The 22,447-nt window shown below is 62.0% G+C and carries 19 protein-coding genes; 10 read left to right on the forward strand and 9 right to left on the reverse strand.

The features are described from left to right. Positions 1-23: 23 nt before the first annotated feature. Positions 24-3,674 carry a FecR domain-containing protein gene (locus ASG68_RS15550; RefSeq protein ID WP_062609890.1) on the reverse strand — a complete coding sequence of 1,217 codons (3,651 nt, stop codon included), beginning with the start codon at positions 3,672-3,674 and terminating at the stop codon, positions 24-26. Positions 3,675-4,233: 559 nt separating this feature from the next. Here ASG68_RS15550 and ASG68_RS15555 point away from each other — a divergent pair. From ASG68_RS15555 to ASG68_RS15580, 7 genes are all read left to right on the forward strand, one after another. Then, positions 4,234-4,323, forward strand: coding sequence for a K(+)-transporting ATPase subunit F (locus tag ASG68_RS15555; RefSeq protein ID WP_062581901.1), 90 nt, complete (start codon positions 4,234-4,236; stop codon positions 4,321-4,323). 24 nt (positions 4,324-4,347) lie between these two features. After that, positions 4,348-6,051, forward strand: a complete 1,704-nt coding sequence (gene kdpA, locus ASG68_RS15560) for a potassium-transporting ATPase subunit KdpA (protein WP_062581903.1) — start codon at positions 4,348-4,350, stop codon at positions 6,049-6,051. Between the two features lie 8 nt (positions 6,052-6,059). After that, positions 6,060-6,224, forward strand: coding sequence for a hypothetical protein (locus tag ASG68_RS31445; protein ID WP_156373911.1), 165 nt, complete (start codon positions 6,060-6,062; stop codon positions 6,222-6,224). Between the two features lie 48 nt (positions 6,225-6,272). After that, positions 6,273-8,330: a potassium-transporting ATPase subunit KdpB gene (gene kdpB, locus ASG68_RS15565; protein WP_062581905.1), complete on the forward strand. Its 2,058-nt coding sequence runs from the start codon at positions 6,273-6,275 to the stop codon at positions 8,328-8,330. Between the two features lie 12 nt (positions 8,331-8,342). Further along, on the forward strand, positions 8,343-8,906 hold the full coding sequence (gene kdpC / locus ASG68_RS15570) for a potassium-transporting ATPase subunit KdpC (protein ID WP_062581907.1): 564 nt from the start codon (positions 8,343-8,345) through the stop codon (positions 8,904-8,906). A 72-nt stretch (positions 8,907-8,978) separates the two neighbouring features. Then, on the forward strand, positions 8,979-11,687 hold the full coding sequence (locus ASG68_RS15575; RefSeq protein WP_062581909.1) for a sensor histidine kinase: 2,709 nt from the start codon (positions 8,979-8,981) through the stop codon (positions 11,685-11,687). Then, on the forward strand, positions 11,684-12,379 hold the full coding sequence (locus ASG68_RS15580) for a response regulator transcription factor (RefSeq protein WP_062581910.1): 696 nt from the start codon (positions 11,684-11,686) through the stop codon (positions 12,377-12,379). The genes ASG68_RS15575 and ASG68_RS15580 overlap by 4 nt, the downstream gene beginning before the upstream one ends. 4 nt (positions 12,380-12,383) lie before the next feature. Here ASG68_RS15580 and ASG68_RS15585 read toward each other — a convergent pair whose 3' ends face one another. From ASG68_RS15585 to ASG68_RS15600, 4 genes are all read right to left on the reverse strand, one after another. Then, complete coding sequence (locus ASG68_RS15585) at positions 12,384-12,665, reverse strand: hypothetical protein (RefSeq protein ID WP_244484244.1); 282 nt, start codon at positions 12,663-12,665, stop codon at positions 12,384-12,386. 48 nt (positions 12,666-12,713) lie between these two features. Further along, positions 12,714-13,850, reverse strand: coding sequence for an aminotransferase class I/II-fold pyridoxal phosphate-dependent enzyme (locus ASG68_RS15590; protein WP_062582403.1), 1,137 nt, complete (start codon positions 13,848-13,850; stop codon positions 12,714-12,716). An 8-nt stretch (positions 13,851-13,858) separates the two neighbouring features. After that, on the reverse strand, positions 13,859-14,497 hold the full coding sequence (locus tag ASG68_RS15595; RefSeq protein ID WP_062603583.1) for a transcriptional regulator: 639 nt from the start codon (positions 14,495-14,497) through the stop codon (positions 13,859-13,861). A gap of 77 nt (positions 14,498-14,574) precedes the next feature. Then, a complete protein-coding gene (locus tag ASG68_RS15600; RefSeq protein WP_062581916.1) occupies positions 14,575-15,288 on the reverse strand; it encodes a sulfate transporter family protein in 714 nt (237 codons plus the stop codon). A 198-nt stretch (positions 15,289-15,486) separates the two neighbouring features. Between ASG68_RS15600 and ASG68_RS15605 the strand changes: the two genes are divergently transcribed. The 3 genes from ASG68_RS15605 to ASG68_RS15615 are packed head-to-tail and all read left to right on the forward strand — an operon-like array spanning position 15,487 to position 18,481. Next, positions 15,487-16,848: an amidase gene (locus ASG68_RS15605; protein WP_413814022.1), complete on the forward strand. Its 1,362-nt coding sequence runs from the start codon at positions 15,487-15,489 to the stop codon at positions 16,846-16,848. Beyond that, the gene (locus ASG68_RS15610) at positions 16,845-17,756 is read left to right on the forward strand and encodes an ROK family protein (RefSeq protein ID WP_062609894.1); all 912 of its coding nucleotides are present in this window, start codon (positions 16,845-16,847) and stop codon (positions 17,754-17,756) included. Before ASG68_RS15605 ends, ASG68_RS15610 begins: the two co-directional genes overlap by 4 nt. Then, positions 17,753-18,481: a copper homeostasis protein CutC gene (locus ASG68_RS15615; RefSeq protein ID WP_062581922.1), complete on the forward strand. Its 729-nt coding sequence runs from the start codon at positions 17,753-17,755 to the stop codon at positions 18,479-18,481. Before ASG68_RS15610 ends, ASG68_RS15615 begins: the two co-directional genes overlap by 4 nt. A gap of 1 nt (position 18,482) precedes the next feature. Here the strand turns inward: ASG68_RS15615 and nagA are convergent, their stop codons facing one another. From nagA to ASG68_RS15635, 4 genes are read right to left on the reverse strand one after another with little or no spacing between them, the layout of a single operon-like run. Next, complete coding sequence (gene nagA, locus ASG68_RS15620) at positions 18,483-19,643, reverse strand: N-acetylglucosamine-6-phosphate deacetylase (protein WP_062581924.1); 1,161 nt, start codon at positions 19,641-19,643, stop codon at positions 18,483-18,485. Further along, positions 19,640-20,662, reverse strand: a complete 1,023-nt coding sequence (locus ASG68_RS15625) for an SIS domain-containing protein (protein ID WP_062581926.1) — start codon at positions 20,660-20,662, stop codon at positions 19,640-19,642. The genes nagA and ASG68_RS15625 overlap by 4 nt, the downstream gene beginning before the upstream one ends. A 28-nt stretch (positions 20,663-20,690) precedes the next feature. After that, the gene (locus tag ASG68_RS15630) at positions 20,691-21,455 is read right to left on the reverse strand and encodes a GntR family transcriptional regulator (RefSeq protein ID WP_062581928.1); all 765 of its coding nucleotides are present in this window, start codon (positions 21,453-21,455) and stop codon (positions 20,691-20,693) included. Next, the gene (locus ASG68_RS15635) at positions 21,452-22,336 is read right to left on the reverse strand and encodes an N-acetylglucosamine kinase (protein ID WP_062581930.1); all 885 of its coding nucleotides are present in this window, start codon (positions 22,334-22,336) and stop codon (positions 21,452-21,454) included. The genes ASG68_RS15630 and ASG68_RS15635 overlap by 4 nt, the downstream gene beginning before the upstream one ends. Positions 22,337-22,447: the final 111 nt, after the last annotated feature.

Raw genomic sequence — 22,447 nt, forward strand, 5'->3', positions numbered from 1 at the left:
CTGCTTCTTTCTCACCGGTTGCATCAGAACCGCACCGACAGCGTGCCCTTGACTGTCGGTCCCCAGCCCTTGACGCCGGGCGCCAGCTCGAAATCCTCGTCCAGCAGATTGTAGGCTGAAAGTTCCAGCTCTGTCCGCTTGTCGAAGGGTTCCCAGACGAGGCCGGCATCGAGCGTCCAGTAGTCGTCCAGTGTCACGCCGTCGCCATTTCCCACACGCTCGCCAACATAGTTTCCCGCCAGCGTCATCTTGATGTCGGCGGTATTGACCCAGGTCAGAGCGATCTGGCCCGTTTGGTCCGGCACGAAAACAAGGGAATCGCCGTAGCCGAATGACATTGGATCGCGGTTTTCTGAATCGAGATGAGCGTATGTCGCCGACAGGCCGAAGCCGTGACCGAGCACAAGATTGGCTGTCAGGGCCGCGCGGTCGACCCTTACGTCTTCGAAATCGAGCGTGGCCGCGAGAATCGGTTGGGCCAGTGAAACGTTTTTTGCCTCCTGATGCTGATAATCAAACGCTGTAAAGAACCGATCAGACCATTGTGCATCCCAACGGAAAGCGAAGGTGTCGATATAACCGTCATCGGATAGACCGATTTGGTTGCTCTGCAGCCCGACAACGCCAACAGGCGCCAAGGTCGGAGAGGAGAAATTGTCGCCCTCACGCAAATATCCGAAGCGCAGCCAGTGATTGTCGACAGGACTCCAGGCGATGCCGACCCTTGGCTCAAGGCGGTCGGTACGGCCTGCTTCCGAGTCGAGAATCCGGCCAAACAATGCCGCTTCCAACGTTAGATCGGGTGCTGCTTCATAACGCAGATCGACATACGCGCGCCCCAGCGTGGTATTGTCGCTGTCGAATGTCTTCACCTCGCCAGATAGGTCAGGCCAGCCAACAACATCGACCGTCGCTGTTTTCAACAACTCGCTGTTGACGATGCCTCCTTCCACGCCGTAACGCCAGACAAGATCCTCTCCTCCGACCGTATGGCTGATCGCGGCGATGTAGCTTTTGGACAGTCCCTCCGCAGCATCTGTTATCTTTATGACCGTTGGCACGCCGCCGACGTTCTCAATGCCGGTGAGACTTTCGGATGTTCCCCCCTTGCGCTCTGAATAAAACAGTCCTGCGTTCAAGACGTTTTGATACCCGAGCGTGTGACTCCATGCGATGCCGCTTGAAAGTTCGGAGCCTTCGACGCCACTGTCGGCACCCGTGTAGAAGGGCACGTTGAGAAAGTCCTGCCAATCTTCCACTTCGGAATAGGTCGTGAAAGCCACGATTCTGTCGTCGGGCGTTGGCGACATCGTAATGTAACCGTTGCCGCCAATGATATTGATATCCCGATTGGAACTCGCGCCACCATTAAGAGTAATATCATTTCTCGGCCGGCTCCAACTGAAGTCGGCATTGATGCTGATGGGGAAGGGACTGTAGGTGAAGCCGCTGATTTCAGCACCGCCGGTATAAGTCGTTTCGCGTCCGCCCGTTAGGAAACCACCCGTCAGTTCCGTTTCGAAAAACGGCTCGTCGAGAAGGTTGGTCGTGCGCTCGCGACTGGCCAGCATGTGCGGTCCAAGCAATAGACCCTGAATGTAGGCGGAATAGCTGTCCTGGTTGCCGAGCGGAGACCAAGGGGCCAGCGCGGTGGAATAGGTGTTGAGGAACGGGCTGACGCTGCCGCGCACGGCCTGGTCGAAATAGCTGGTTGCGGTAAACGGGTCGAAGACCGCATCCCCGTAATATTGCCCCCAGGCATCCAGCCCCTGCAGCCGGAAGGCATCGTTCAGGGTGGAGCCGGCCGTCTGGTTGGCGCCGAGGGAGGCATAGTCGCCGCCGCGCGCCCGTGTCAGGCGCATGATCTCCTGGGCATTCTTGATCGCGGTGTCGGCATCATACTCGTCGATGGCGATTGCCGTTCGCACCACGGCGACGAGAGGATCGTAGGGGTCGAGTCGCTGGGCGTTGTCGAGCGCCTGCGCGGTCGGATCACGTTCCTTCTTCGCATAGTGGGCAGCCGCCAGCAGAAGCTGGGTGTTTGAGACGCCGGGGTTGGACGCCGAGGCTGCGAGCAGATCTTGCACGCCCTTCTCAAGGTCGCCCGTCTGCATGTGGTACCGCCCGCGCGCCAGGAGCACCATGTCGAAACTCGGATCGACTTGCATCGCAAGATCGATTTCGCGCTTGGCTTCCTCCATGCGCATTTCATCGAGATAGAGGATGGCCAGATTGGCGTGGGGAAGCGGGTCGAGCGGATCGAGTGCGATCGCCCGCTTATAGGCGTCTTCGGCCCGCCTGTTGTCGTCGCGGTCGGAATGGGCAAGGCCGAGCGTGTTCCAGATATTGCTGTCACCCGGCGCGACGGTGACGGCATGCAGGAGGTCATCCACCGCGCCCTTGCGATCGTAGGCAATCCCCATCTTGTAGGTGGCCCGCGCGTCAAGCGCATTCGGATTGTCGGGATCGAGCGCGAGCGCCCGGTCGATCGCATCCTTCGCCTCGGCCTCGTCGGCAAGCAGGATAGCAAGTTGCGCCCGCGCGGCAGGCAGCATGGCGTCGTCGGGATGCGACCGCTCAGCTTTCTTGACGATATCGAGTGCGGCGCGCACGTCCTCGCGGAAACCCGCGATCCATGCGGCACCGATTGCCGATGACACGCTGTCGACCGTTCGGGGCGGGGTTTCGACATGGTTTGGATCGGCAAGGGAGCGGGCGATATAGCCGCCGTAGCGCGCAATGTTGGCGCGGCGCGGATCGAGCTCGCCTTGAGCCTTGGCAAACAGTTTCGCCGCATCGGCGTAACGGTTTTCCGTGCCGGTGAGCATGGCCTCGATGAGCGTCGCGCGGGCCTGCTGGCGACGATCGAGCCCCTTGGCTCGTGCGGCCTCCATGGCCGCGCGGGTTTTCTGCCGGCCTTCGAGAGATACCGAGCTTTCGGCAAGCCCCAGCCATTCTTCCGCCGTTCGATTCTGGACTGGTTTGGCTTCTACCTGGTCTCGAAGCCGGCGTTGCTCCTGCGCCGTCAGACCTGTCGGCGGTATCCAGCGGAAGGAGTCGCGCAGCGAAAGGTTGAACAGCATCTGCTCGCGCTCTTTTGGCTTGGCGATGATGATCTTCGACGGCGCCTTGCCGATCGCCGCGACAGCACCTTCGCCCTGCGCCACCTCCACGCTGCCGAACTCGTTCTTGAGCTCGACCAGACCTTCCAGCACGATCAGCGAGGTCTTGCCGTCGGCGACGGTCATGGTCCAGTCGGTGCCGCGGATGGCGGCGGCAGCGGCAGGGGTGTCGATGGTCACGCCCTGGCCGCCACGCTCGGCGCGCGCCCAGATCGTGCCGGACTGGAGTTCGAGGCCGGTATCGCCCGTGCCGTCCATCTGCTTGACGAGCAGTGAGGTGTTGCGGCCGAGGCGAACCTGGGTGCGGTCGGAAAAGAGAACGGCAAGTTGGCCGGTCGCGTTGGTGCGCAGCACGTCGCCGCTCAAAAGATCCTGCTGCAGATCGACATAGCGCCAGCCGGAAATATCGACGAAGCGGACCTCCTCACCTGACTTGCGGGCGATGACCGATCCGGCGGCTGGAGACGAGCGCGGCAAGGGGTCTGCCCGGGCTGGAGCAACCAGAGACAACGCGGCCAATGTATACACAACCCCCACGGATGCGTATTTCATGCAGAAACCCCGATAAATGCACGCCCGATCACTGAATTTCAGCCGGCGAAAAGTCAAGCGGAACGACCCCGTCCGCGTTGCTTTGCGGCCGAGTGTATTAATAGGGAAACACAGAGATTCGATCGCCGCTGTTCCCGTCGATACAGAAGCCGCGCCGACAGCAGACTTCCACACGAATATAAGAAATCCATCATAGATAAGCTCATCGCTTGTGACGGATGAGCGAGTTCTCTGCGGATGAGGTGCGATCACCCGTCGGCACCCTTCGATGCCCAAAATCCCTATAGGATTTTTATATCTCTCCTCTTTCCCCCGTCTCGAACCTTGATGCGGTTCGGCGGCAGAATGTGTGTGGAATTCAGGCTCCGCATTCCGCTCCGGCGGCGTGCGGTGGCCTGTTTCGCGTCACCTCCCGCCGATGGCGGGCAGCAACAGAAATTTCACAAAGGAACTCGAACCCATGCTGGACATCGTCTTGATCGGGATCGGCATTTTGTTCTTCGCGCTTTCGTTCGCCTACACGAAAGCCTGCGATCGCCTTTAGCGAAGGATCGGAAAGATGCTGATCGACTACATGCTCGGAGGCGCGGTCACCGTGTTCCTCCTCGTCTATCTGACCTACGCCCTCGTTCGCCCCGAGCGCTTTTGATCGCGGGGTTGGAAAGTTATAACCATGACACTCAACGGATGGATTCAGATCCTCATTTTCTGCGGGATCGTCATTCTGCTGGTCAAGCCGCTCGGCGGCTATATGACCCGCGTCTTCACGGGCGAGCGCACTCTGCTGTCGCCCCTCTTTGGCCCGCTGGAGCGTGGGCTCTATCGCATTGCCGGGACCGGTGAAAAGGAAGAGCAGCACTGGACGAGCTATGTGTTTGCCATGCTCCTGTTCAATCTTGCAGGCGTCCTTGTCCTTTACCTGCTGCAGAGGTTCCAGGGTGTGTTGCCCTATAACCCGGCAAGCATGGGCGCTGTCGGCCCCGAACTGGCCTTCAACACCGCCACCAGCTTCGTGACCAACACCAATTGGCAGAACTATGGCGGCGAAAGCACGATGTCCTATCTCGTGCAGATGGCGGGCCTGACGGTGCAGAACTTTGCCTCAGCCGCCACCGGCATGGCGATCGCAATTGCGCTGATCCGTGGCTTTGCTCGCGCTTCCGGCAAGTCGATCGGCAATTTCTGGGTCGATATGACCCGCGCCACGCTCTACATCCTGCTTCCGCTTTGCCTCGTGCTTACCCTTGTTTTCGTCGCCCTCGGCGTGCCCCAGACCCTTGGGAACTATGTCACGGCAACGACCATCGAGGGCGCTCAGCAGGTGATCGCGCTCGGTCCGGTTGCTTCGCAGCTGGCCATCAAGATGCTCGGTACCAACGGCGGCGGCTTCTTCAACGTCAATTCAGCCCATCCGTTCGAAAATCCGGATGCGATCTCCAACCTCATCCAGATGGTGGCGATCTTTGCCATCGGCGCCGGCTTCACCAATGTCTTCGGCCGGATGGTCGGCAACCAGCGCCAGGGCTGGGCGATCTTCGCGACCATGGGTGTGCTGTTCGTCGCCGGCGTGATCTTCACCTATTGGGCGGAAGCCGCGGGCAACCCGCTGGTCCACGCCATGGGCATCGAAGGCGGCAATATGGAAGGCAAGGAAGTCCGTTTCGGCATCGTCCTTTCCTCGCTGTTTGCCGTGATCACCACAGCGGCCTCCTGCGGCGCGGTCAATGCCATGCATGGCTCGTTCACCGCACTTGGCGGGCTCATTCCGATGATCAACATGGAACTGGGCGAGGTCATCGTCGGCGGCGTCGGCGCCGGATTCTACGGCATCCTGATGTTCGTCATCCTGACGGTCTTCGTCGCCGGCCTGATGGTCGGCCGCACGCCGGAATATCTCGGCAAGAAGATCGAGGCGAAGGAAGTGAAGATGGCCGTTCTCGCCATTCTCATCCTGCCGGTCGCCATGCTCGGCTTCACCGCCATCGCCGTCATCCTGCCGACGGGCGTCGCCTCGATCGGCAATGCAGGCCCGCACGGCTTCTCGGAAATCCTCTATGCCTATACCTCGGCCGCCGCCAACAACGGCTCGGCCTTCGGTGGACTGACCGGCAATACGTCCTGGTACAACATCACCCTGGGTATCGCCATGTTGATGGGCCGCTTCCTGGTGATCATCCCGGCGCTCGCCATCGCCGGATCGCTGGTAATGAAGAAGACGGTCCCCGCCTCTGCCGGTACCTTCCCGACGCACGGTCCGCTGTTCGTCGGCTTGCTCTGCGGTGTCATCCTCATCGTCGGTGGCCTCACCTTCTTCCCGGCGCTGGCGCTTGGTCCGATCGTCGAGCATCTGGCGATGATATCAGGCCAAACATTCTAGGTGTCGTCATGAACCGGCTGTTTCGACAGAAATTCGGAAAGCTCCTCAACCCTCGCGGCTCTCCGCCGCGGGGAGTTTTACCCCAGGCCAGCAGCATCGTCATTTCCCTGATGGCCGTGTTCCTCGTGATCGGCGGCCTCGCCCATGTCTTCACCGCATTGTTCAACGGCTGAGACGCGCTCCGTCTGGCCGTCACAAAACAAAAGAAACTGGAGTTCTCCATGAGCCAGTCCAAATCTGCAAATCTTCTGGACTCTCGCATCCTGCTTCCCGCCATCGGCTCGGCCTTCACCAAGCTCGACCCGCGCACGCTCGCCCGCAATCCGGTGATGTTCGTCGTCGCCGTCGTCTCGTCGCTGACCGCGATCCTGTTTCTGCGCGATCTCGTCACCGGTGGCGAAGGCCTCGGCTTTTCGCTGCAGCTGAATATCTGGCTGTGGTTCACGGTGCTTTTTGCCAATTTTGCCGAAGCCGTAGCGGAAGGCCGCGGCAAGGCGCAGGCGGAATCGCTGCGCAAGACCCGCACCGAAACGCAGGCCAAGCTGCTCACCGGCCCGGACCTGAAAAACTTCAAGATGGTCTCGGGCACCAGCCTCAAGGTGGATGATATCGTGCTGGTCGAGGCCGGCGAGATCATTCCCTCCGACGGCGAGGTGATCGAAGGTGTTGCTTCGGTCAACGAGGCCGCGATTACCGGTGAATCGGCGCCCGTCATCCGCGAATCCGGCGGCGACCGCTCGGCCGTCACGGGCGGCACGCAGGTCCTTTCGGACTGGATCCGGGTGCGCATCAGTGCCGCTGCCGGCTCCACCTTCATCGACCGGATGATTTCGCTGGTCGAAGGCGCCGAACGCCAGAAGACGCCGAACGAGATCGCGCTGAACATCCTGCTTGCCGGTATGACGCTGATCTTCGTGCTGGCCGTGGCGACCGTTCCGAGCTTTGCCACCTATGCCGGCGGCTCGATCCCGGTCATCGTTCTCGTCGCCCTGTTCGTGACGCTGATCCCGACGACGATCGGCGCGCTTCTGTCGGCGATCGGTATTGCCGGCATGGACCGCCTCGTTCGGTTCAACGTGCTCGCCATGTCCGGCCGCGCCGTCGAGGCGGCCGGCGATATCGATACGCTGCTCCTCGACAAGACCGGCACGATCACGCTCGGCAATCGCCAGGCGACCGAGCTTCGCCCTGTTTCCGGTGTCTCGCAGCAAGAACTGGCCGATGCCGCGCAATTGGCCTCGCTTGCCGACGAGACGCCGGAAGGCCGCTCGATCGTCGTGCTTGCCAAGGAAAAATACGGCATTCGTGCCCGCGACATGGCAGAGTTGCATGCCACCTTCGTGCCCTTCACGGCGCAGAGCCGCATGAGCGGTGTCGATCTGGACGGGTCGTCCATCCGCAAGGGCGCTGTCGAAGCGGTCCTGAATTACGTCAACAGTCAGAGCGCCTCGGCGCGTCAGGAAACTGTGCGGGAAATCCAGGCGATTGCCGACGAAATCGCCAAGTCCGGCGGCACGCCGCTCGCCGTTGTCCGCGATAACAGGCTGATGGGCGTCGTCCACCTCAAGGATATCGTCAAGGGCGGCATTCGCGAACGCTTCGCCGAACTGCGCCGCATGGGCATCCGCACGGTGATGATCACCGGCGACAACCCGATGACGGCAGCCGCCATCGCAGCCGAAGCCGGAGTGGACGATTTCCTCGCCCAGGCAACGCCGGAAAACAAGCTGTCGCTGATCCGCGAGGAGCAGGCCAAGGGCAAGCTCGTCGCCATGTGCGGCGACGGCACCAATGATGCGCCGGCGCTGGCGCAGGCCGATGTTGGCGTCGCGATGAACACCGGCACGGTTGCCGCCCGCGAGGCCGGCAACATGGTCGATCTCGACAGTGATCCGACGAAGCTGATCGAGATCGTCGAGATCGGCAAGCAATTGCTGATGACCCGTGGCGCGCTGACGACATTCTCGATCGCCAACGACATCGCCAAGTATTTCGCCATCATCCCGGCGATGTTCCTGGCCTTCTACCCGCAGCTTTCGGCGCTCAACATCATGGGGCTCGCCTCGCCGCAAAGCGCCATCCTGTCGGCGATCATCTTCAACGCGCTGGTCATCGTCGCGCTGATCCCGCTATCGCTGAAGGGCGTCACCTATCGCGCCGTCGGCGCCGGTGCGCTGCTGTCGCGCAATCTTTTGATCTACGGCCTTGGCGGCGTGATCGTGCCCTTCATCGGCATCAAAGCCATCGATCTGGCCATCTCCGCCCTCGGTCTCGTTTAAGGAGTTTTGGATATGTTGAAACAAGTTAGACCCGCACTGGTCATGATAGCCGCCATCACGCTGATCACTGGCCTTGCTTATCCGCTGGGTATGACCGGCATTGCCCAGGCCCTGTTCCCGCATCAGGCCAATGGCAGCCTTGTCGAGAAGGACGGCACCGTCGTCGGCTCCTCCCTGATTGGCCAGGTCTTTGCCGGAGACAGCTATTTCCACGGCCGCCCCTCGGCTGCTGGCGACGGCTATAATGCCGCCGCCTCCAGCGGCTCCAATCTGGGGCCAACCAATCCGAAGTTGCTGGATCGTATCAAGGCCGAGGCCGAAGCCCTGAAGGCGGAAAATCCGAGTGCCGCCGTGCCGATGGAATTGGTGACGACGTCGGGAAGCGGTCTCGATCCGCATATCTCGCCGGATGCGGCCTATTTCCAGGTGCCGCGTGTCGCCAAGGCCCGGGGCATGGACGAGGCCAAGGTGCGCGCGCTGGTCGATCAGGCGATCCAGCCTCGCGAACTTGGTATTCTCGGCGAACCCGTCGTCAATGTCTTGGCGCTCAACATTGCGCTTGATAAAGCTGTCTGACGCCGATCGCGCCCGTGACGGAAAGTGGCATCGACCGCTTTCCGTCGATGACGGAGGAAGACTGAAAGATCAATGCGAGACGACAACCGTGATCCGGATACAAGACCGTCCCCTAACGCCCTGCTGCAGCGGGCCGAGCGGGAAACGCGCGGCCGCCTGAAGATTTTCCTTGGCGCCGCGCCCGGCGTCGGCAAGACTTATGAAATGCTCACCGCCGCCCATGCCCGAAAGGCAGAGGGCGTCGACGTCATTGTGGGGGTCGTCGAAACCCATGGCCGCCGCGAGACCGAAGCATTGGCCGCCGGTCTCGAGGTCATGCCGCGCGCCTTTATCGACTACAAGGGCAGACAGCTTGACGAGATGGACCTGGACGCAATCCTGGCACGCCGTCCCAGCCTCGTGCTCGTTGACGAACTCGCCCATACCAATGCCCCCGGCAGCCGTCATCCGAAACGCTATCTCGATGTGCAGGAACTTTTATCGCGCGGTATCGACGTCTATACGACGCTCAACATCCAGCATGTCGAAAGCCTGAACGATGTCGTGGCGCAGATCACCCGGATCCGCGTGCGCGAAACGGTGCCGGACTCGATCATCGACCGGGCTGACGATATCGAGATCATCGACCTGACACCGGACGACCTGATCAAACGTCTGAATGAAGGCAAGGTCTACGTTCGAAAAACCGCGCATCGGGCGCTGGAGAACTATTTTTCCCCGGGTAATCTGACGGCGCTGCGCGAACTGGCGCTTAGGCGGACGGCGCAGCGAGTCGATGCGCAATTGCTGACCCACATGCAGGCGCATGCGATTTCCGGGCCTTGGGCGGCCGGGGACCGCGTGCTCGTCTGCGTCGATGAGGACGCCCGCAGCGCCTCGCTGGTGCGCCATGCCGTTCGTCTTGCCGACCGGTTGCGCGCCCCGCTCGTTGCGCTGCATGTGGAGACGGCCCGATCGGTGCATCTGTCGGAGGCCGCGCGCGACAGGATTGCCGCGACGCTTCGGTTGGCGGAGCATCTCGGTGGCGAGGCCCTGAGCCTGCCCGGTTCCGATGTCGCGGAAGAGGTCATGCGGCATGCGGCCTCCGCCAATGTGACGCATATTGTCGTCGGTAGCCCGAGAAAACCTCAATGGCGCGAGTGGCTGCAGGGCTCGGTGACCGCGAACCTGATCCGCTCTGCCGGCGCGATCAGCGTTGATGTGATCGCCGGCGACGACCGCGACGCGTCTGCCGTGGCAACGGGCGTGAAGACAGCCCCCGTGTCCGTGCCGTTCAGCTTTCAGCCCTATGTGCTATCGACGCTTTACGTCGGGTGTGCGCTTGTCGTCGGCTTTCTGCTCGATCAGTCGCTGGACGTGCGCAATATCGCGCTCGTCTTCCTGATGGCGGTGCTGACCTCAGCGGTAACGGAAGGCTTGAAGCCGGCGCTCTTCGCCAGTGTCGTCAGCGCTGTATGTTTGAATTTCTTTTTTCTGCAGCCGCTCTATACGCTCGATATAAGCGATCCCGACAGCGTCGTTGCCTTTATCCTGTTTTTCGTCGTGGCCGTTATCGCCAGCAACCTGACGGCCAGCGTGCAACGGCAGGCGGCCGCCGCCCGCCGGCGAACCCGAACGACGGAAGACCTCTATCTGTTCAGCAAGAAGCTTGCGGGCACCGGGACGCTGGACGACGTGCTCTGGGCAACGGCCTTTCAGCTGGCGTCGATGTTGAAGCTTCGGGTGGTCCTGCTCTTGCCGGAGGATGGAGCAATCGCGGTCAAGGCCGGCTATCCGCCGGATGATACGCTTGATGACGCGGATATCGCGGCAGCTCGCTGGGCCTGGGAGCACAATCGCGCCGCCGGCCGGGGCGCCGATACGCTTCCCGGTGCCAAACGTCTCTATGTGCCCTTGCGCACCGGCCGCGCCGCCATCGGCGTCATCGGTTTGGACGGGGACCGGCAGGGACCACTGCTGACACCGGAACAGCAACGCCTGCTGGACGCGCTCGCCGACCAGGCAGCGCTCGCCATCGAGCGAGTGCAGCTGGTTGCCGATATCGATGCGGCGCGCCTGGCGGAGGAGGCGGGGCGGCTGCGCTCGGCGCTTTTGACATCGATCTCGCATGACCTGAAGACACCGCTTGCCGCCATCATGGGGGCCGCCGGAACACTGCGCGACTATCATTCCGCCCTGCCGGAAGAGGATCGCTCCGAACTTTTGACGACGGTGACGGACGAGTCCGAGCGGCTGAACCGCTTCATCGCCAATCTGCTCGACATGACGCGGATCGAGGCAGGCGCGATGGAGCCGAAGACAGGCTTCCACTATATCGGGGATATCGTCGGCAGTACGCTGAGGCGCGCCCGCAAGATCATGATCCATCACCATGTCGATGTGCGCGTGCCGAGCGACCTGCCGATGGTTAAGGTCGATCCCGTGCTGTTCGAGCAGGTGCTGTTCAATCTTCTCGACAATGCCGCGAAATACGCGCCGGAGGGATCGACCGTCAATCTGCAGGCGGACGTGGATGGCGCGACCGTATTGATCCGGCTTTTTGACGAGGGGCCGGGCATTCCGGCAGCCGATCTCGAGCGGGTCTTCGATACGTTCTACCGTGTGCGCAAGGGCGACCATGTGCGGGCCGGAACCGGGCTCGGCCTGTCGATCTGCCGCGGTTTCATCGAAGCCATGGGCGGAACCATATCGGCCGATAATCGCAAGGATCGTTCCGGCGCGATCTTCACCATCAGCCTGCCACTCCTGCCGGACGCGCCCAACTTGAAGGACATGACATGAGCCAGTCGGCCGTCAAGATTCTCGTCGTCGATGACGAACCGCCGATCCGGCGGCTGCTCCGCGTCGGGCTGGCGACGCAGGATTATGCCGTCATTGAGGCAGGGAACGGCAAGGCCGCGCGGGCCATGGTCACAGACGACCCACCGGACCTCATCCTGCTCGATCTCGGGCTGCCGGATATCCCGGGGCACGACCTCTTGCAGGGCTGGCGGGCGGAGGGGCTGACGGTCCCGATCGTCATCCTGTCGAGCCGCACCGACGAAGCCGGCATCGTCAAGGCGCTGGAGTTGGGCGCAGACGACTATGTGGCGAAACCGTTCGGGATGAACGAACTGGTCGCCCGCATCCGCGTTGCGCTGCGCCACCGGCTGCAGCAACAGGGCGAAAAGCCGGTGTTCCACACCGGCGGGCTTTCCGTCGATCTGGTCAAACGTATCGTCCGGGTCGATGAGCGCGAGGTGAAACTATCGCCCAAGGAATACGATATCCTGCGCATTCTCGTGCAATATGCCGGCAAGGTGCTGACGCATCAGTTCCTGTTGAAGCAGGTCTGGGGCCATGCAGACGACGTGCAGTACCTGCGCGTCTATGTCCGTCAGCTGCGCCAGAAGATCGAGGCGATACCCGATCAGCCGCAATACATCACCACGGAAACCGGTGTCGGATATCGCTTGCGCGAGGCGGATATCTAGCTGGTTACAGAAGGGTGTCGATGCTGATCTCGCTGAGCCTTTCACGCGCCTTGATGGCGTTCAGCCTGACCTCGGGGTTTTCCTCGATTGCGCGCCCATACCAGTATTTTGCGGCGTGAAGATCGCCTAGCGTCTCGTAGCAAGCGCCAAGCCGCTCCCCAAGGTACCCGCCATCCAGGGACTGGTCGCCGTCCGCCATGAACAGGTAAATCTTGATGGCATCCGCGATGTTTCCGGTCGCGATCAGATCCTTGGCACGGCGTTCCAGGTGATTGAAATTGTACACGCTGCTCTCTCCGACGGAACCGATCCCATCAGATTGCACATTTGCTTTTCAGGCGCCATTGCGCGTCAGCCAGTTGCGCAGCGCGGTGATGCCCTCCGGCACGTGCAGGCGGCCGAAGCCGACGCGCAGGCAGTCTTGCGGGACGGGGGTCAGGTCGGACCGATAGACACTGGAGGGCAGGAAGAAGACGCCGGCTTCCTCGACCAGTCTTCGGGTAAACGCCTCGACACCATCGGCACCCTTGTAGCGGATGAAGGCGACGCAGCCGCCATCGGGCTCACGCCAGTCGAACAGATGCGGGAATTCGGCGAAGAACGCATTCAACTGGCCGATATTGTCGCGCACGATGGCGCGGGTGCGGGAGAGGATCCGGTCACGGTTCTTCAGCGCGATCCGCGCAAGCACCTCGGACGGCGCCGAATTGCAGATCGACAGGAAGTGCTTGTAGCGCTCGCAGCGCACGAGAAAATCGCGATCCTTGCAGGCGAGCCAGCCGATGCGCAGGCCCGGCAGGCCATAGGCTTTCGACATGACGTTGAGCGAAATGCCGCGCTCGTAGACATCCACCGCCTGCGGCAGCCGGAGCGTCTCGTCCTTTTCAATCAGACGGTAGACCTCGTCGCTGAACAGCCAGATGCCATGCTTGCGGCAAAGCGCGACAAGGGCGTTGAAAGTATCCTGCGAAATGATCTTGCCGGTCGGATTGTTGGGAAAGTTGATCGAGATCAGCTTGGTGTTCGGACGGATCGCGGCCTCGATCTGGCCGATATCGAGGTTCCAGTGATTGTCGATCTCCAGTGCAACGCCGGTAACCTCGCAAATGCTGAGCGGGATGGTTTCGGCGGCCTGATAATTCGGCGTAACGACGATGGCGTGATCATCTGCCGTCAGCAGCACCTTCATGGCGATATAGATCGCCTCTTCGGCGCCGGCGAAGCACAGCAGGTTTTCCGGCGTGACCCTGTCATAGGTTGCGGCGATCTCTTGCCGGAGCGCGGGCGCGCCAAAGGTTTCGGTGTAGCCGAGGCTCAGGTTTTCAAAATCTGCGCGTTCAGCCTCGCTGGCCATGTCGAGAAGAGCCGGCAGGCGCAGGCTTTCCGCATCGGAGCCGGTCATGTTGTATTTGGCGACGAATTCCCACTTGGACATATAGGCTTCAAGGGCGAAATCCCGCATCGGGCGCATGGAAACCGTCATCTGTCGTCTCCTTCGGAGTCCTGTTTTTGTCGTATAGTGCCGAGGCGATTGTAGATCGTCGCGCGCGAAAGCTTGAGGATTTCGGCCACATAGGGAACGGCCTTGCGAATCGCGAAGACGCCGCGCGCATCGAGCATGCCGATGAGGCCGTCCATGTCGGCTCCCGTCAGGCCTGCGAGCGTCGTCCGGCGGGTGGCGAGGAAATCACCGATCACCGCATTGACCGCTTCTCGCCAGTCGTCGGCCATCAGGGCGGATGTCTTCGGGGTCGTCTCCGCAAAATCCATCATGGATTTCAACTGGTCGAAGAGACCGGCAAAGGCCTGGATATCGTGATTGATGCAGAGAAGGCCGATCGGCTTGCCGCTATCGTCGCGCAGCACGGCCGTGATCGCCTTCAGCTTGCGCCCGTCCCAGTTGGATTTGGGATAAGGGCCGATGACATTGTCCTCCAGCGAGGCGGTGAGACCGTCCTCGTTGAGCGAACTGTCGCCCGGCCGCCGTTTGGAAAAGGCGGTCGAGAGATGGAAGATCAGGCCGGTTTCGAGATCATGCAGGACAGCTTCCACATGCGGTGAAAACAGCGTGGCGATCGCATCGCAAACGGGAATGAACGGGGTCAATGGATGAGGCATGCCGCCTTATCCATTGAATTAGACATTTTGTCAATATGGACGTATTGAATAACTTAGCGCGATGTTGCGGCACCCAGCTACTGGCTGAAGGCCGGGTCGCGGTGCGACAGTTTCTTGTGGAGATGCACCATCATCCCGGCCGCAAAGAGCGGTGTCAGCAGGTTGAGCAGGGGGACGGCAAGGAAGGCGGCGAGGACGAGGCCAGCAAGAAAGACGGTGCCGGCATGTTTTGCCCGGAACAGCCGCGCTTCGGCCGGCGGGCGATGGCGCATGGCGGCGAATTCGAAGAATTCGCGGCCGAGAAGATAGCCATTGACCAGGAAGAAGGCGATCAGGTTGATGCCGGGAATGAGCAGCAGGAACAGCGCGATAATATTACCGACGATGATGACGCCGAGGAATTTCAGCGTTCCGGAAATCGCCTCGCCAAGCGGCAAGGGGCGTCCCGCTGCGTCTTGCGGATAATCGCGCCGCTCGACCACCTCGGCGACATCATCGAGGAAGAAGCCAGCGATCAGCGCGGTGACGGGGGCGAGTAGCAAGGCCAGCACCAGGGCGAGGCCAAGGCTTGCAAAAATGCCGATGACGAAGGTCAGCCAGCCCTCCCAGCCCGCCGTTCCGGGAATAAGCTGGTCGATCCATGGCAGAGTGAAATAGATGAAGGTTTCGCGCAGCGCCAGCCAGAGTCCGACCAGCACCAAGATTGTCAGTCCCAGAACCTTCCAGAACACGGAGCGCGTTTCCGGCGCAAAGAGATTGGCAAAGGCAAGCCGCGCGGCATCGAATATCATTCCGGTCTCCATGCTGGCGGCATGTTTGCCGCTGCCTTGGCATGTAGGCAGGCCATGGCGGACGAGCAAGGTCGATGAGTGCCCTGTATGCTTGGAAAATCATATGCGCAGCCGTTGCAAGATGCTGCCATGGCGGCGGCCGCGCCGATATGCTACCGGCAAGACAAAATGGCATGGAGATACGGAACGATGGCTGAAGTGGACGGAAACATGTCGGTTGCGGGCCTGTCGGTCCTGTTGCAATCCAGCGCACTCGATCCAGTCGAGCTGGCTCAGACCGTGCTCGACAAGATAGCCGGCTACAAGGATCAGTCGATCTTCACCGAGGTGCTCGGTGAGCGTGCCCTGTATGAAGCGAGAGCCGCTTCGAACCGTATCCGCTCCGGCCGCTCGCTGGGTCTGCTGGACGGCATTCCCATCGCCTGGAAGGACCTGTTTGACACGCAGGGTTCCGTGACGAAGGCTGGCTCCGTGGTCCTGTCGGATCAGGCTCCCGCGAAGCAGGATGCGCCGGTGGTCAAGGTGCTGGCAAATGCCGGCATGGTCAGTGTCGGGCGCACCAATCTCAGCGAGTTCGCCTTTTCGGGCCTCGGCATCAACCCGCATTACGGGACGCCGCATAATCCGATGTCAAAGGATGAACCGCGTATTCCCGGTGGCTCCTCGTCGGGATCGGCCGTCGCGGTTGCGGCTGGATTGGTGCCGGTTGCGATGGGGACTGACACTGGCGGGTCGATCCGTATTCCCGTCGCCTTCAACGGCATCGTCGGCTACAAGGCGACGCGTGGCCGTTATGCGATGGATGGCATCTTTCCGCTGGCAAGCAGCCTTGATTCGCTCGGCCCGCTCTGCCGCACCGTACAGGACGCGATCTGGGTCGATGCCGCGATGCGCGGCCGTACCGCTCCGGAAATCGCCCGCGCGGACGTTCGTGGCATCAAGCTCGTGGTTGCCGAAACGATCGTCTTCGAAGATGCCGAAGCCGGCGTCGTTGAAGCATTCGAGCAGGCGATCAGGCGGCTGCAGGCAGCCGGCGTCACCGTTGAGCGCCGCGCCTTTCCGGTTTTCGCCGAGGTCTTCGAACTCATGGCCCGGCACGGGGCGCTTGTGACGGCGGAAGCATTTGCCCTGCACAAGGAACGCCTCTTCGGCGATGCCGCAGCGCGCATGGACCAGCGGGTTGTTGCTCGTGCCCGGCTCGGTGAAAAGATCGCCATGACCGATTACATCGCGATTCTGGAAGCTCGTCGTCGCCTGATCGGGCAGTTCAAGGAAAGCCTGAACCCCGGCGAACTGATCGTGCATCCAACTCTGCCACATGTGGCGCCGGCGATTGCGCCGCTCGTTGCCGATGACGATTTGTTCTTCAAGATCAACGGCAAGACCCTGCGCAACACGCTGATCGGCAATTTCCTCGACGGCTGCGGTGTTTCCATTCCCTGCGGCACCGGTGATGCCGGCATGCCGGTCGGGCTGCTGCTCTCTGGCCAGACCGGTGAAGACGAGCGGCTGCTTTCTGCGGCACTGAGCCTCGAATCCCTTGTTCGGGGTGAGGCATGATCGTCTGTTTCGATATTGGTGGCTCGGCGATCAAGGGGGCGGTTGCTTATTCGGCCGAACGTATCGAGCCGATGGAACGGCGGGTCACGCCGCTCGATGATTTCGATGCCTTTGTCGAGGCGCTTCGCGCTGTTATCGCGGAGGCCGGCGGCAAGCCGGATTGCATCGCCATCTCCATCACCGGCGTCGTCGATCCCGAGACGCAGGCGATCAAATGCGCCAATATTCCCTGCATCGACGGCCGAAAGCTGGCGGCGGAGCTGACGGAACGGCTGAATCTGCCGGTGTTGATTGCCAATGACGCGGATTGTTTCGCCCTGGCGGAGGCTGGCGCCGGTGCCGGGCGGGGATATCGGATCGTGCTCGGTGCCATCATCGGCACGGGTGTCGGCGGTGGTCTCGTGGTCGATGGCCGGCTCATCAATGCGGAAGGCGGGTTCGCCGGCGAGTGGGGCCATGGCCCGGCCGTCGCAACCATGGCCGGAACGCCGCCCGTCGCCATTCCACTCTTCGATTGCGGCTGCGGCCAGCGCGGCTGCGTCGATACGATCGGCGGTGCGCGCGGCATGGAGCGGCTGCACCAGACACTGCACGGCAAAGCTTTGCCGAGCCTTGAGATTACCCGGCTCTGGCAGGAAGGTGACGCCGAGGCGGCCCGCACCATCGACGTGCTGGTCGATCTCGTCAGTTCTCCACTGGCGCTGACCATCAACATTACCGGTGCAACCATCGTGCCGGTCGGCGGCGGGCTGTCGAACGTGACGCCGCTGATCTCAGCGATCGACAAGGCTGTCCGTTCCCGCATCCTGCGCAAGTTCGACCGGCCGCTCGTCGTGCCCGGCGAATGCCATGTCGAGCCCGGTCTTATCGGTGCGGCGATCCTCGGCCTTGGCGGAGAGCGCACATGACGAAAGTCCTGCTGGAAGTCTGCGTCGAGGACGCGGCGGGATTGGCCGCTGCCGTTGCCGGCGGCGCCGACCGGATCGAACTGTGTTCGGCACTCTCCGTCGGCGGGCTGACGCCATCCGCCGGCCTCATGGCTCTGGCGGCAAAGGCCGATATTCCCGTCTATGCGATGATCCGTCCGCGCGCCGGCGACTTCGTCTTCGGGCCGGATGAACTTGCAATCATGCGGGACGATATCGACGCGGCGCGCGCGGCCGGGCTTGCCGGGGTGGTGCTGGGCGCCAACCGCGCGGACGGTCGTCTCGACATTGGGATCCTCGAACAGCTGTCGCGCCATGCAGCCGGGCTAGGCAAGACGCTGCATCGGGCCTTCGATCTGGTGCCGGATTTTGCAGAAGCGGTAGAAACCGCTGTCGATCTCGGGTTCGAGCGAATCCTGACCTCCGGCGGTGCCAGAACCGCGCCTGATGGCATTGATACCTTGTCGGAAATCATCGGGATTGCCGAGGGTCGTATTTCGATAATGCCGGGTTCCGGAGTGACGGTCGATAGCGTCAGTGATCTTCTGGAGCGGCTGACGATCAGCGAGGTCCATTCGTCCTGCTCGCGCAGTGAGCCGGCGAAGGATGACAGGCTCGTGTCGCTCGGCTTTGTGCCGCCGAGCGCGAGGATGACCGATGAAGGGCTGGTTCGAGCCTTGAAAGCGCGGCTCGGCTCCGCGCGATAGGTCAGGCCTGAAAGACGCGCTGTCCGCCGATCCAGGTCGAGACCATGTCCAGATTGTCCGTCAGCAGCACGAAATCCGCACCTAGCCCCGGCATCAGCCGGCCCTTGCGGGTGGAAATACCGGCGGCGTCGGCGGGATAGGCGGATGCCATTCGGATGGCTTCATCGAGCGGCAGGTCCAGCTTCTCATGGGCGAAGCGTACCGAGGACAGCATGTCGATATCGGCGCCGGCCAGCGTGCCATCGGCCAGCGTCAGGCGGCCGTCCTTGCGGAAGATTTCCCGGCCATTGAGCAGGAAACCCGTCTGGTCGGATCCGATCGTCGACATGGCGTCGGTGACGATGAAGATGCGGCCGGGACCGTTCTTGGCGCGCAGTGCCAGCCGCATCGAAACCGGATCGACATGGAAGCCGTCGACGATCAGCCCGGCATGCAGGCTGCCGATATCGAGCGCCGCCCCGACCACACCCGGTTCGCGATGGCCGAGCGGGCTCATGGCGTTAAACAGATGCGTAACCGTGCGTGCGCCGGCTTCAGCATAGGCCGCAACCGTCGCATAGCCGGCATCGGTATGGCCGATGCTGACGATCAGCCCTGCCTCCGCAATTGCCCTGACCTGATCGACCGTGGTGTTTTCCGGCGCAACGGTGACCATCATGGCATCGAATTGGTCGGCGCAGCCCAGCATCGCCTCAAGGTCAGCCTGGTCCATCGGCCGGATCAGCGCCGGATCATGGGCGCCCTTGCGGGCAACCGAGAGATGCGGGCCTTCGATATGCAGGCCGAGGAAACCGGGTACGCCCTCGGCCTTTGCCTGAAGGCCAGCTTCGATCGTCTTGCGGCGGATCTCGAACGTATCGGTGATCAGCGTCGGCAGCAGCGCTGTGGTGCCGAATTTGGCATGCGCGGCGCAGATGGTGCGGATGGCCTCGACGTCCTGATGGTCGTTCAGCATCACGCCACCGCCGCCGTTGACCTGCAGGTCGATGAAGCCAGGAACCAGCAGATGTCCCTTGACGTCGATCAACGTGGTTTCAGGCGGCAGGTCTTTTTCCGGCAAAATACCGGTGACCGTGCCGCCATCCAGCAGCAATGCCTGATCGTCATACCAGAACTGGCTGTCGAAGATGCGGGCGCCGGTGATTGCTGTGCGTGTACTCATCGTGTTTCCGTGACCTTCTTGAGGGCGACGGGCGCGTCGGGATTGAGGCCGCGCGACCGCGACCAGGATTCGACGAAGCCATAGAACGGCAGGATCAGCGTAAGTGCGTCGGTGATCGGATGCCCGGTCTCGACGAAAGGCAGGATCTTGGCCGATTTTGCTTCCGACGAGGTCACGAAGGCGAGTGCGCCCTTGGCGCTCAGGCCATCGAGTATGCCGGTGACGGAGGCCTGTGCGGCATCGCGGGCGGCGAGGCCGATGACGGGGAAGCGCTTTTCGACCAGGGCGACCGGGCCATGCAGCACTTCGGCGGCCGAATAGGCTTCCGCATGCATGCCGGAAGTCTCCTTGAACTTCAGCGCCGCTTCACTGGCGATGGCGAGCGCCGGGCCACGGCCGAGCACGAAGAGGGATTCGGCATCGCCGAGTTCGTCTGCCAGCATCTGCCAGTCGAGTTTCACCGCCTTGGCAAACTGTGCCGGCAGGTCCGCGACGGCGCGCTGCAGGGCTGCGTCGCCCGTCCATTCCCCGAGAACGGCAAGGCCGGCGACGATCGAGTTGACGTAGGATTTGGTGGCGGCGACGGCGATTTCCGGGCCGGCCTGAATGTCGAGCGGATGGGTGCTGGCCTCGGCGATCGGCGAGGGCAGGGTGTTGGTGAGCGCAATCGTCACGGCCCCGGCCTTGGTCGCGGCTTCCGCCATGGCGACGATATCAGGGCTTTTGCCGGACTGCGAAACCGCGATCGAGGCAGCCCCCTGCAGGTGCATCTTCGCGCCGTAGATCGAGGCCAGCGACGGGCCGAGCGAGGCGACCGGGCGGCCGGTGGTCAGTTCGATCGCATATTTCAGGAACAGCGCCGCATGGTCGGACGAGCCGCGCGCGATGGTCACGAAGAAGGCCGGGTCCTTTTCGCGCAGGGCCGCGCCGGTTGCCTTTACGGCCTCGCGTGACTGTTCGAGAAGGCGGGCTGCCGCTTCCGGGATTTCGTCGATTTCGCGGCGCATATTCGTCTGCATGGTCGTGTCTTTCTTCTTTGGGCGCTGTTCAGGAATCCGACAGGGTCAGTTCCGCGACAAAGTCATAGGCATCGCCCCGGTAGAGCGAGCGGGTGAATTCCACCACCCGCCCGGAGGCGAGGTAGGAAATGCGTTCGATGGAAAGGCTGGCCGCCCCTGCCTTCACCCCGAGCATCGCCGCATCGGGATCCTTGAGGCTGCAGGCGGAAATCCGCTGGACGGCGCGCACCGGCCGGGATTTGGTCTTGTCGAGTTCGGCATAGAGCGACGAGCCGATGCGAATGGGGTCGGGCAGGAATTCGGCCGATATGCTTGCTCGCTCGATGGCAAGCGGCATGTCGTCGGCGATACGCAGGCGACCGAGGCGGGCGACAAGCGTGTCGGCCTGCAAACCCAACACCATCATTTCATCCGGTGAGGGATGGAAGAGGCCGCGCTCGATCCATTGCGCCGTGGTGGTGAGGCCTCGGCGCTGCATGTCTTCGGTGAAGGAGGTCAGCCGCGACAGCGATTGCTGCACCTTGTGGACGGGCTTGACGACAAAGGTGCCCGATCCATGCCGGCGCACCAACAGTCCGTCCTTGACAAGATCATCGACGGCCTTGCGCACCGTCACGCGGCTGATGCTGGCATAATCGGCCAGATCCCGCTCTGGCGGCAGGGCGTCGCCGTGATTGAGCTTGCCCGAGTGGATCGCCTCTTCCAGCGATTGCCGGAGTTTCAGATAAAGCGGCCCGGATCCACCGGCCTGCAAGCCTTCCAGCGGCAGGATAGCTTCGAGATGCTGGGTCATGCCTCACCTCCCGAATGCGCGCCGAATCGCTTTGCGGCGAGCGCAACCGAGCCGGTCAGGGCGTCGGCAGCACTGTCAACGAACAGCGGCTGATGCCGCTCCGCCAGCCAGGGGCGATAAAGGGGCGCAAGGCCGCCCAGCAGGCAGAGCTTACGGCTGCCCCGCGCCACGACGGCATCGAGCGCCTCGTCGATCGTCTGCGCTGATGCTTTCAATAGCGCGATGGCAACCGGATCGTTGCGGCCGGCATAGTCGAAAACCTTGGGCGCATGACGGCCGAAATCGCCGGGTTGCGCGGCGCGGGCAAACTCGACCACTTCTCGTGGATCGGAATTGAATTCCACCATCACGGCATCGGTCAGCGGCGAGGAGGGGTGGATGCGGTCGAAGGCGAGCACGCTTTCCTGCAGAAGGGCATGGCCCAGACGGGCGCCGCTGCCGAGATCGCCGATCTGGAAGCCCCAGCCGCCGATATAGCTGATCTCGTCGTCGCGCCGGGAGATATAGATCGAGCCGGTTCCAAGGATCGCCACAGCGCCATCGCTATCGCCGAGCGCCCCCTGGAGCGCTATCAGCCCGTCGGATTCGATATCGGCTTTCGCGAAGGGAAGGCGCTCTTTCACATAATGGACGGCAACGCCGACATTGCTGCCAGCTACGCCGACGAGTGCCGCAGCCGAGCTGATCTGCGACGGTTCAAGCCCCGCTTCCTCGAATGCGGCCTTTGATGCGCCGATGATATGGATCAGCGCATTGTCAGGATCGCTCAGGATATTGGCCGCGCCGCTCTTGCCGCGTCCGAGGATCCGTCCCGTCGCGTCCGCAACTGCTGCGCGGCAGCTCGTGCCGCCGCCGTCGATTCCCAGAATGTAATGTGGCATGAATACCTCCGGAAAAAATGATACCAAAAAAATACCATTAACCAAGGGGCATTTGGTCTTTAATTGGAATTATCGTTTAAGTATATGATATAAATTGATTATTTTAGAAAA

It is taken from the genome of Rhizobium sp. Leaf453 (assembly GCF_001425605.1).
GTDB lineage: Bacteria > Pseudomonadota > Alphaproteobacteria > Rhizobiales > Rhizobiaceae > Pararhizobium.

Bases quoted from the DNA above. Each gene is read 5' to 3' on its own strand.
- ASG68_RS15550 (WP_062609890.1), bottom strand. From the start codon at position 3,674: ATGAAATACGCATCCGTGGGGGTTGTGTATACATTGGCCGCGTTGTCT.
- ASG68_RS15555 (WP_062581901.1), top strand. From the start codon at position 4,234: ATGCTGATCGACTACATGCTCGGAGGCGCGGTCACCGTGTTCCTCCTC.
- kdpA (WP_062581903.1), top strand. From the start codon at position 4,348: ATGACACTCAACGGATGGATTCAGATCCTCATTTTCTGCGGGATCGTC.
- ASG68_RS31445 (WP_156373911.1), top strand. From the start codon at position 6,060: ATGAACCGGCTGTTTCGACAGAAATTCGGAAAGCTCCTCAACCCTCGC.
- kdpB (WP_062581905.1), top strand. From the start codon at position 6,273: ATGAGCCAGTCCAAATCTGCAAATCTTCTGGACTCTCGCATCCTGCTT.
- kdpC (WP_062581907.1), top strand. From the start codon at position 8,343: ATGTTGAAACAAGTTAGACCCGCACTGGTCATGATAGCCGCCATCACG.
- ASG68_RS15575 (WP_062581909.1), top strand. From the start codon at position 8,979: ATGCGAGACGACAACCGTGATCCGGATACAAGACCGTCCCCTAACGCC.
- ASG68_RS15580 (WP_062581910.1), top strand. From the start codon at position 11,684: ATGAGCCAGTCGGCCGTCAAGATTCTCGTCGTCGATGACGAACCGCCG.
- ASG68_RS15590 (WP_062582403.1), bottom strand. From the start codon at position 13,850: ATGCGCCCGATGCGGGATTTCGCCCTTGAAGCCTATATGTCCAAGTGG.
- ASG68_RS15595 (WP_062603583.1), bottom strand. From the start codon at position 14,497: ATGCCTCATCCATTGACCCCGTTCATTCCCGTTTGCGATGCGATCGCC.
- ASG68_RS15600 (WP_062581916.1), bottom strand. From the start codon at position 15,288: ATGATATTCGATGCCGCGCGGCTTGCCTTTGCCAATCTCTTTGCGCCG.
- ASG68_RS15610 (WP_062609894.1), top strand. From the start codon at position 16,845: ATGATCGTCTGTTTCGATATTGGTGGCTCGGCGATCAAGGGGGCGGTT.
- ASG68_RS15615 (WP_062581922.1), top strand. From the start codon at position 17,753: ATGACGAAAGTCCTGCTGGAAGTCTGCGTCGAGGACGCGGCGGGATTG.
- nagA (WP_062581924.1), bottom strand. From the start codon at position 19,643: ATGAGTACACGCACAGCAATCACCGGCGCCCGCATCTTCGACAGCCAG.
- ASG68_RS15625 (WP_062581926.1), bottom strand. From the start codon at position 20,662: ATGCAGACGAATATGCGCCGCGAAATCGACGAAATCCCGGAAGCGGCA.
- ASG68_RS15630 (WP_062581928.1), bottom strand. From the start codon at position 21,455: ATGACCCAGCATCTCGAAGCTATCCTGCCGCTGGAAGGCTTGCAGGCC.
- ASG68_RS15635 (WP_062581930.1), bottom strand. From the start codon at position 22,336: ATGCCACATTACATTCTGGGAATCGACGGCGGCGGCACGAGCTGCCGC.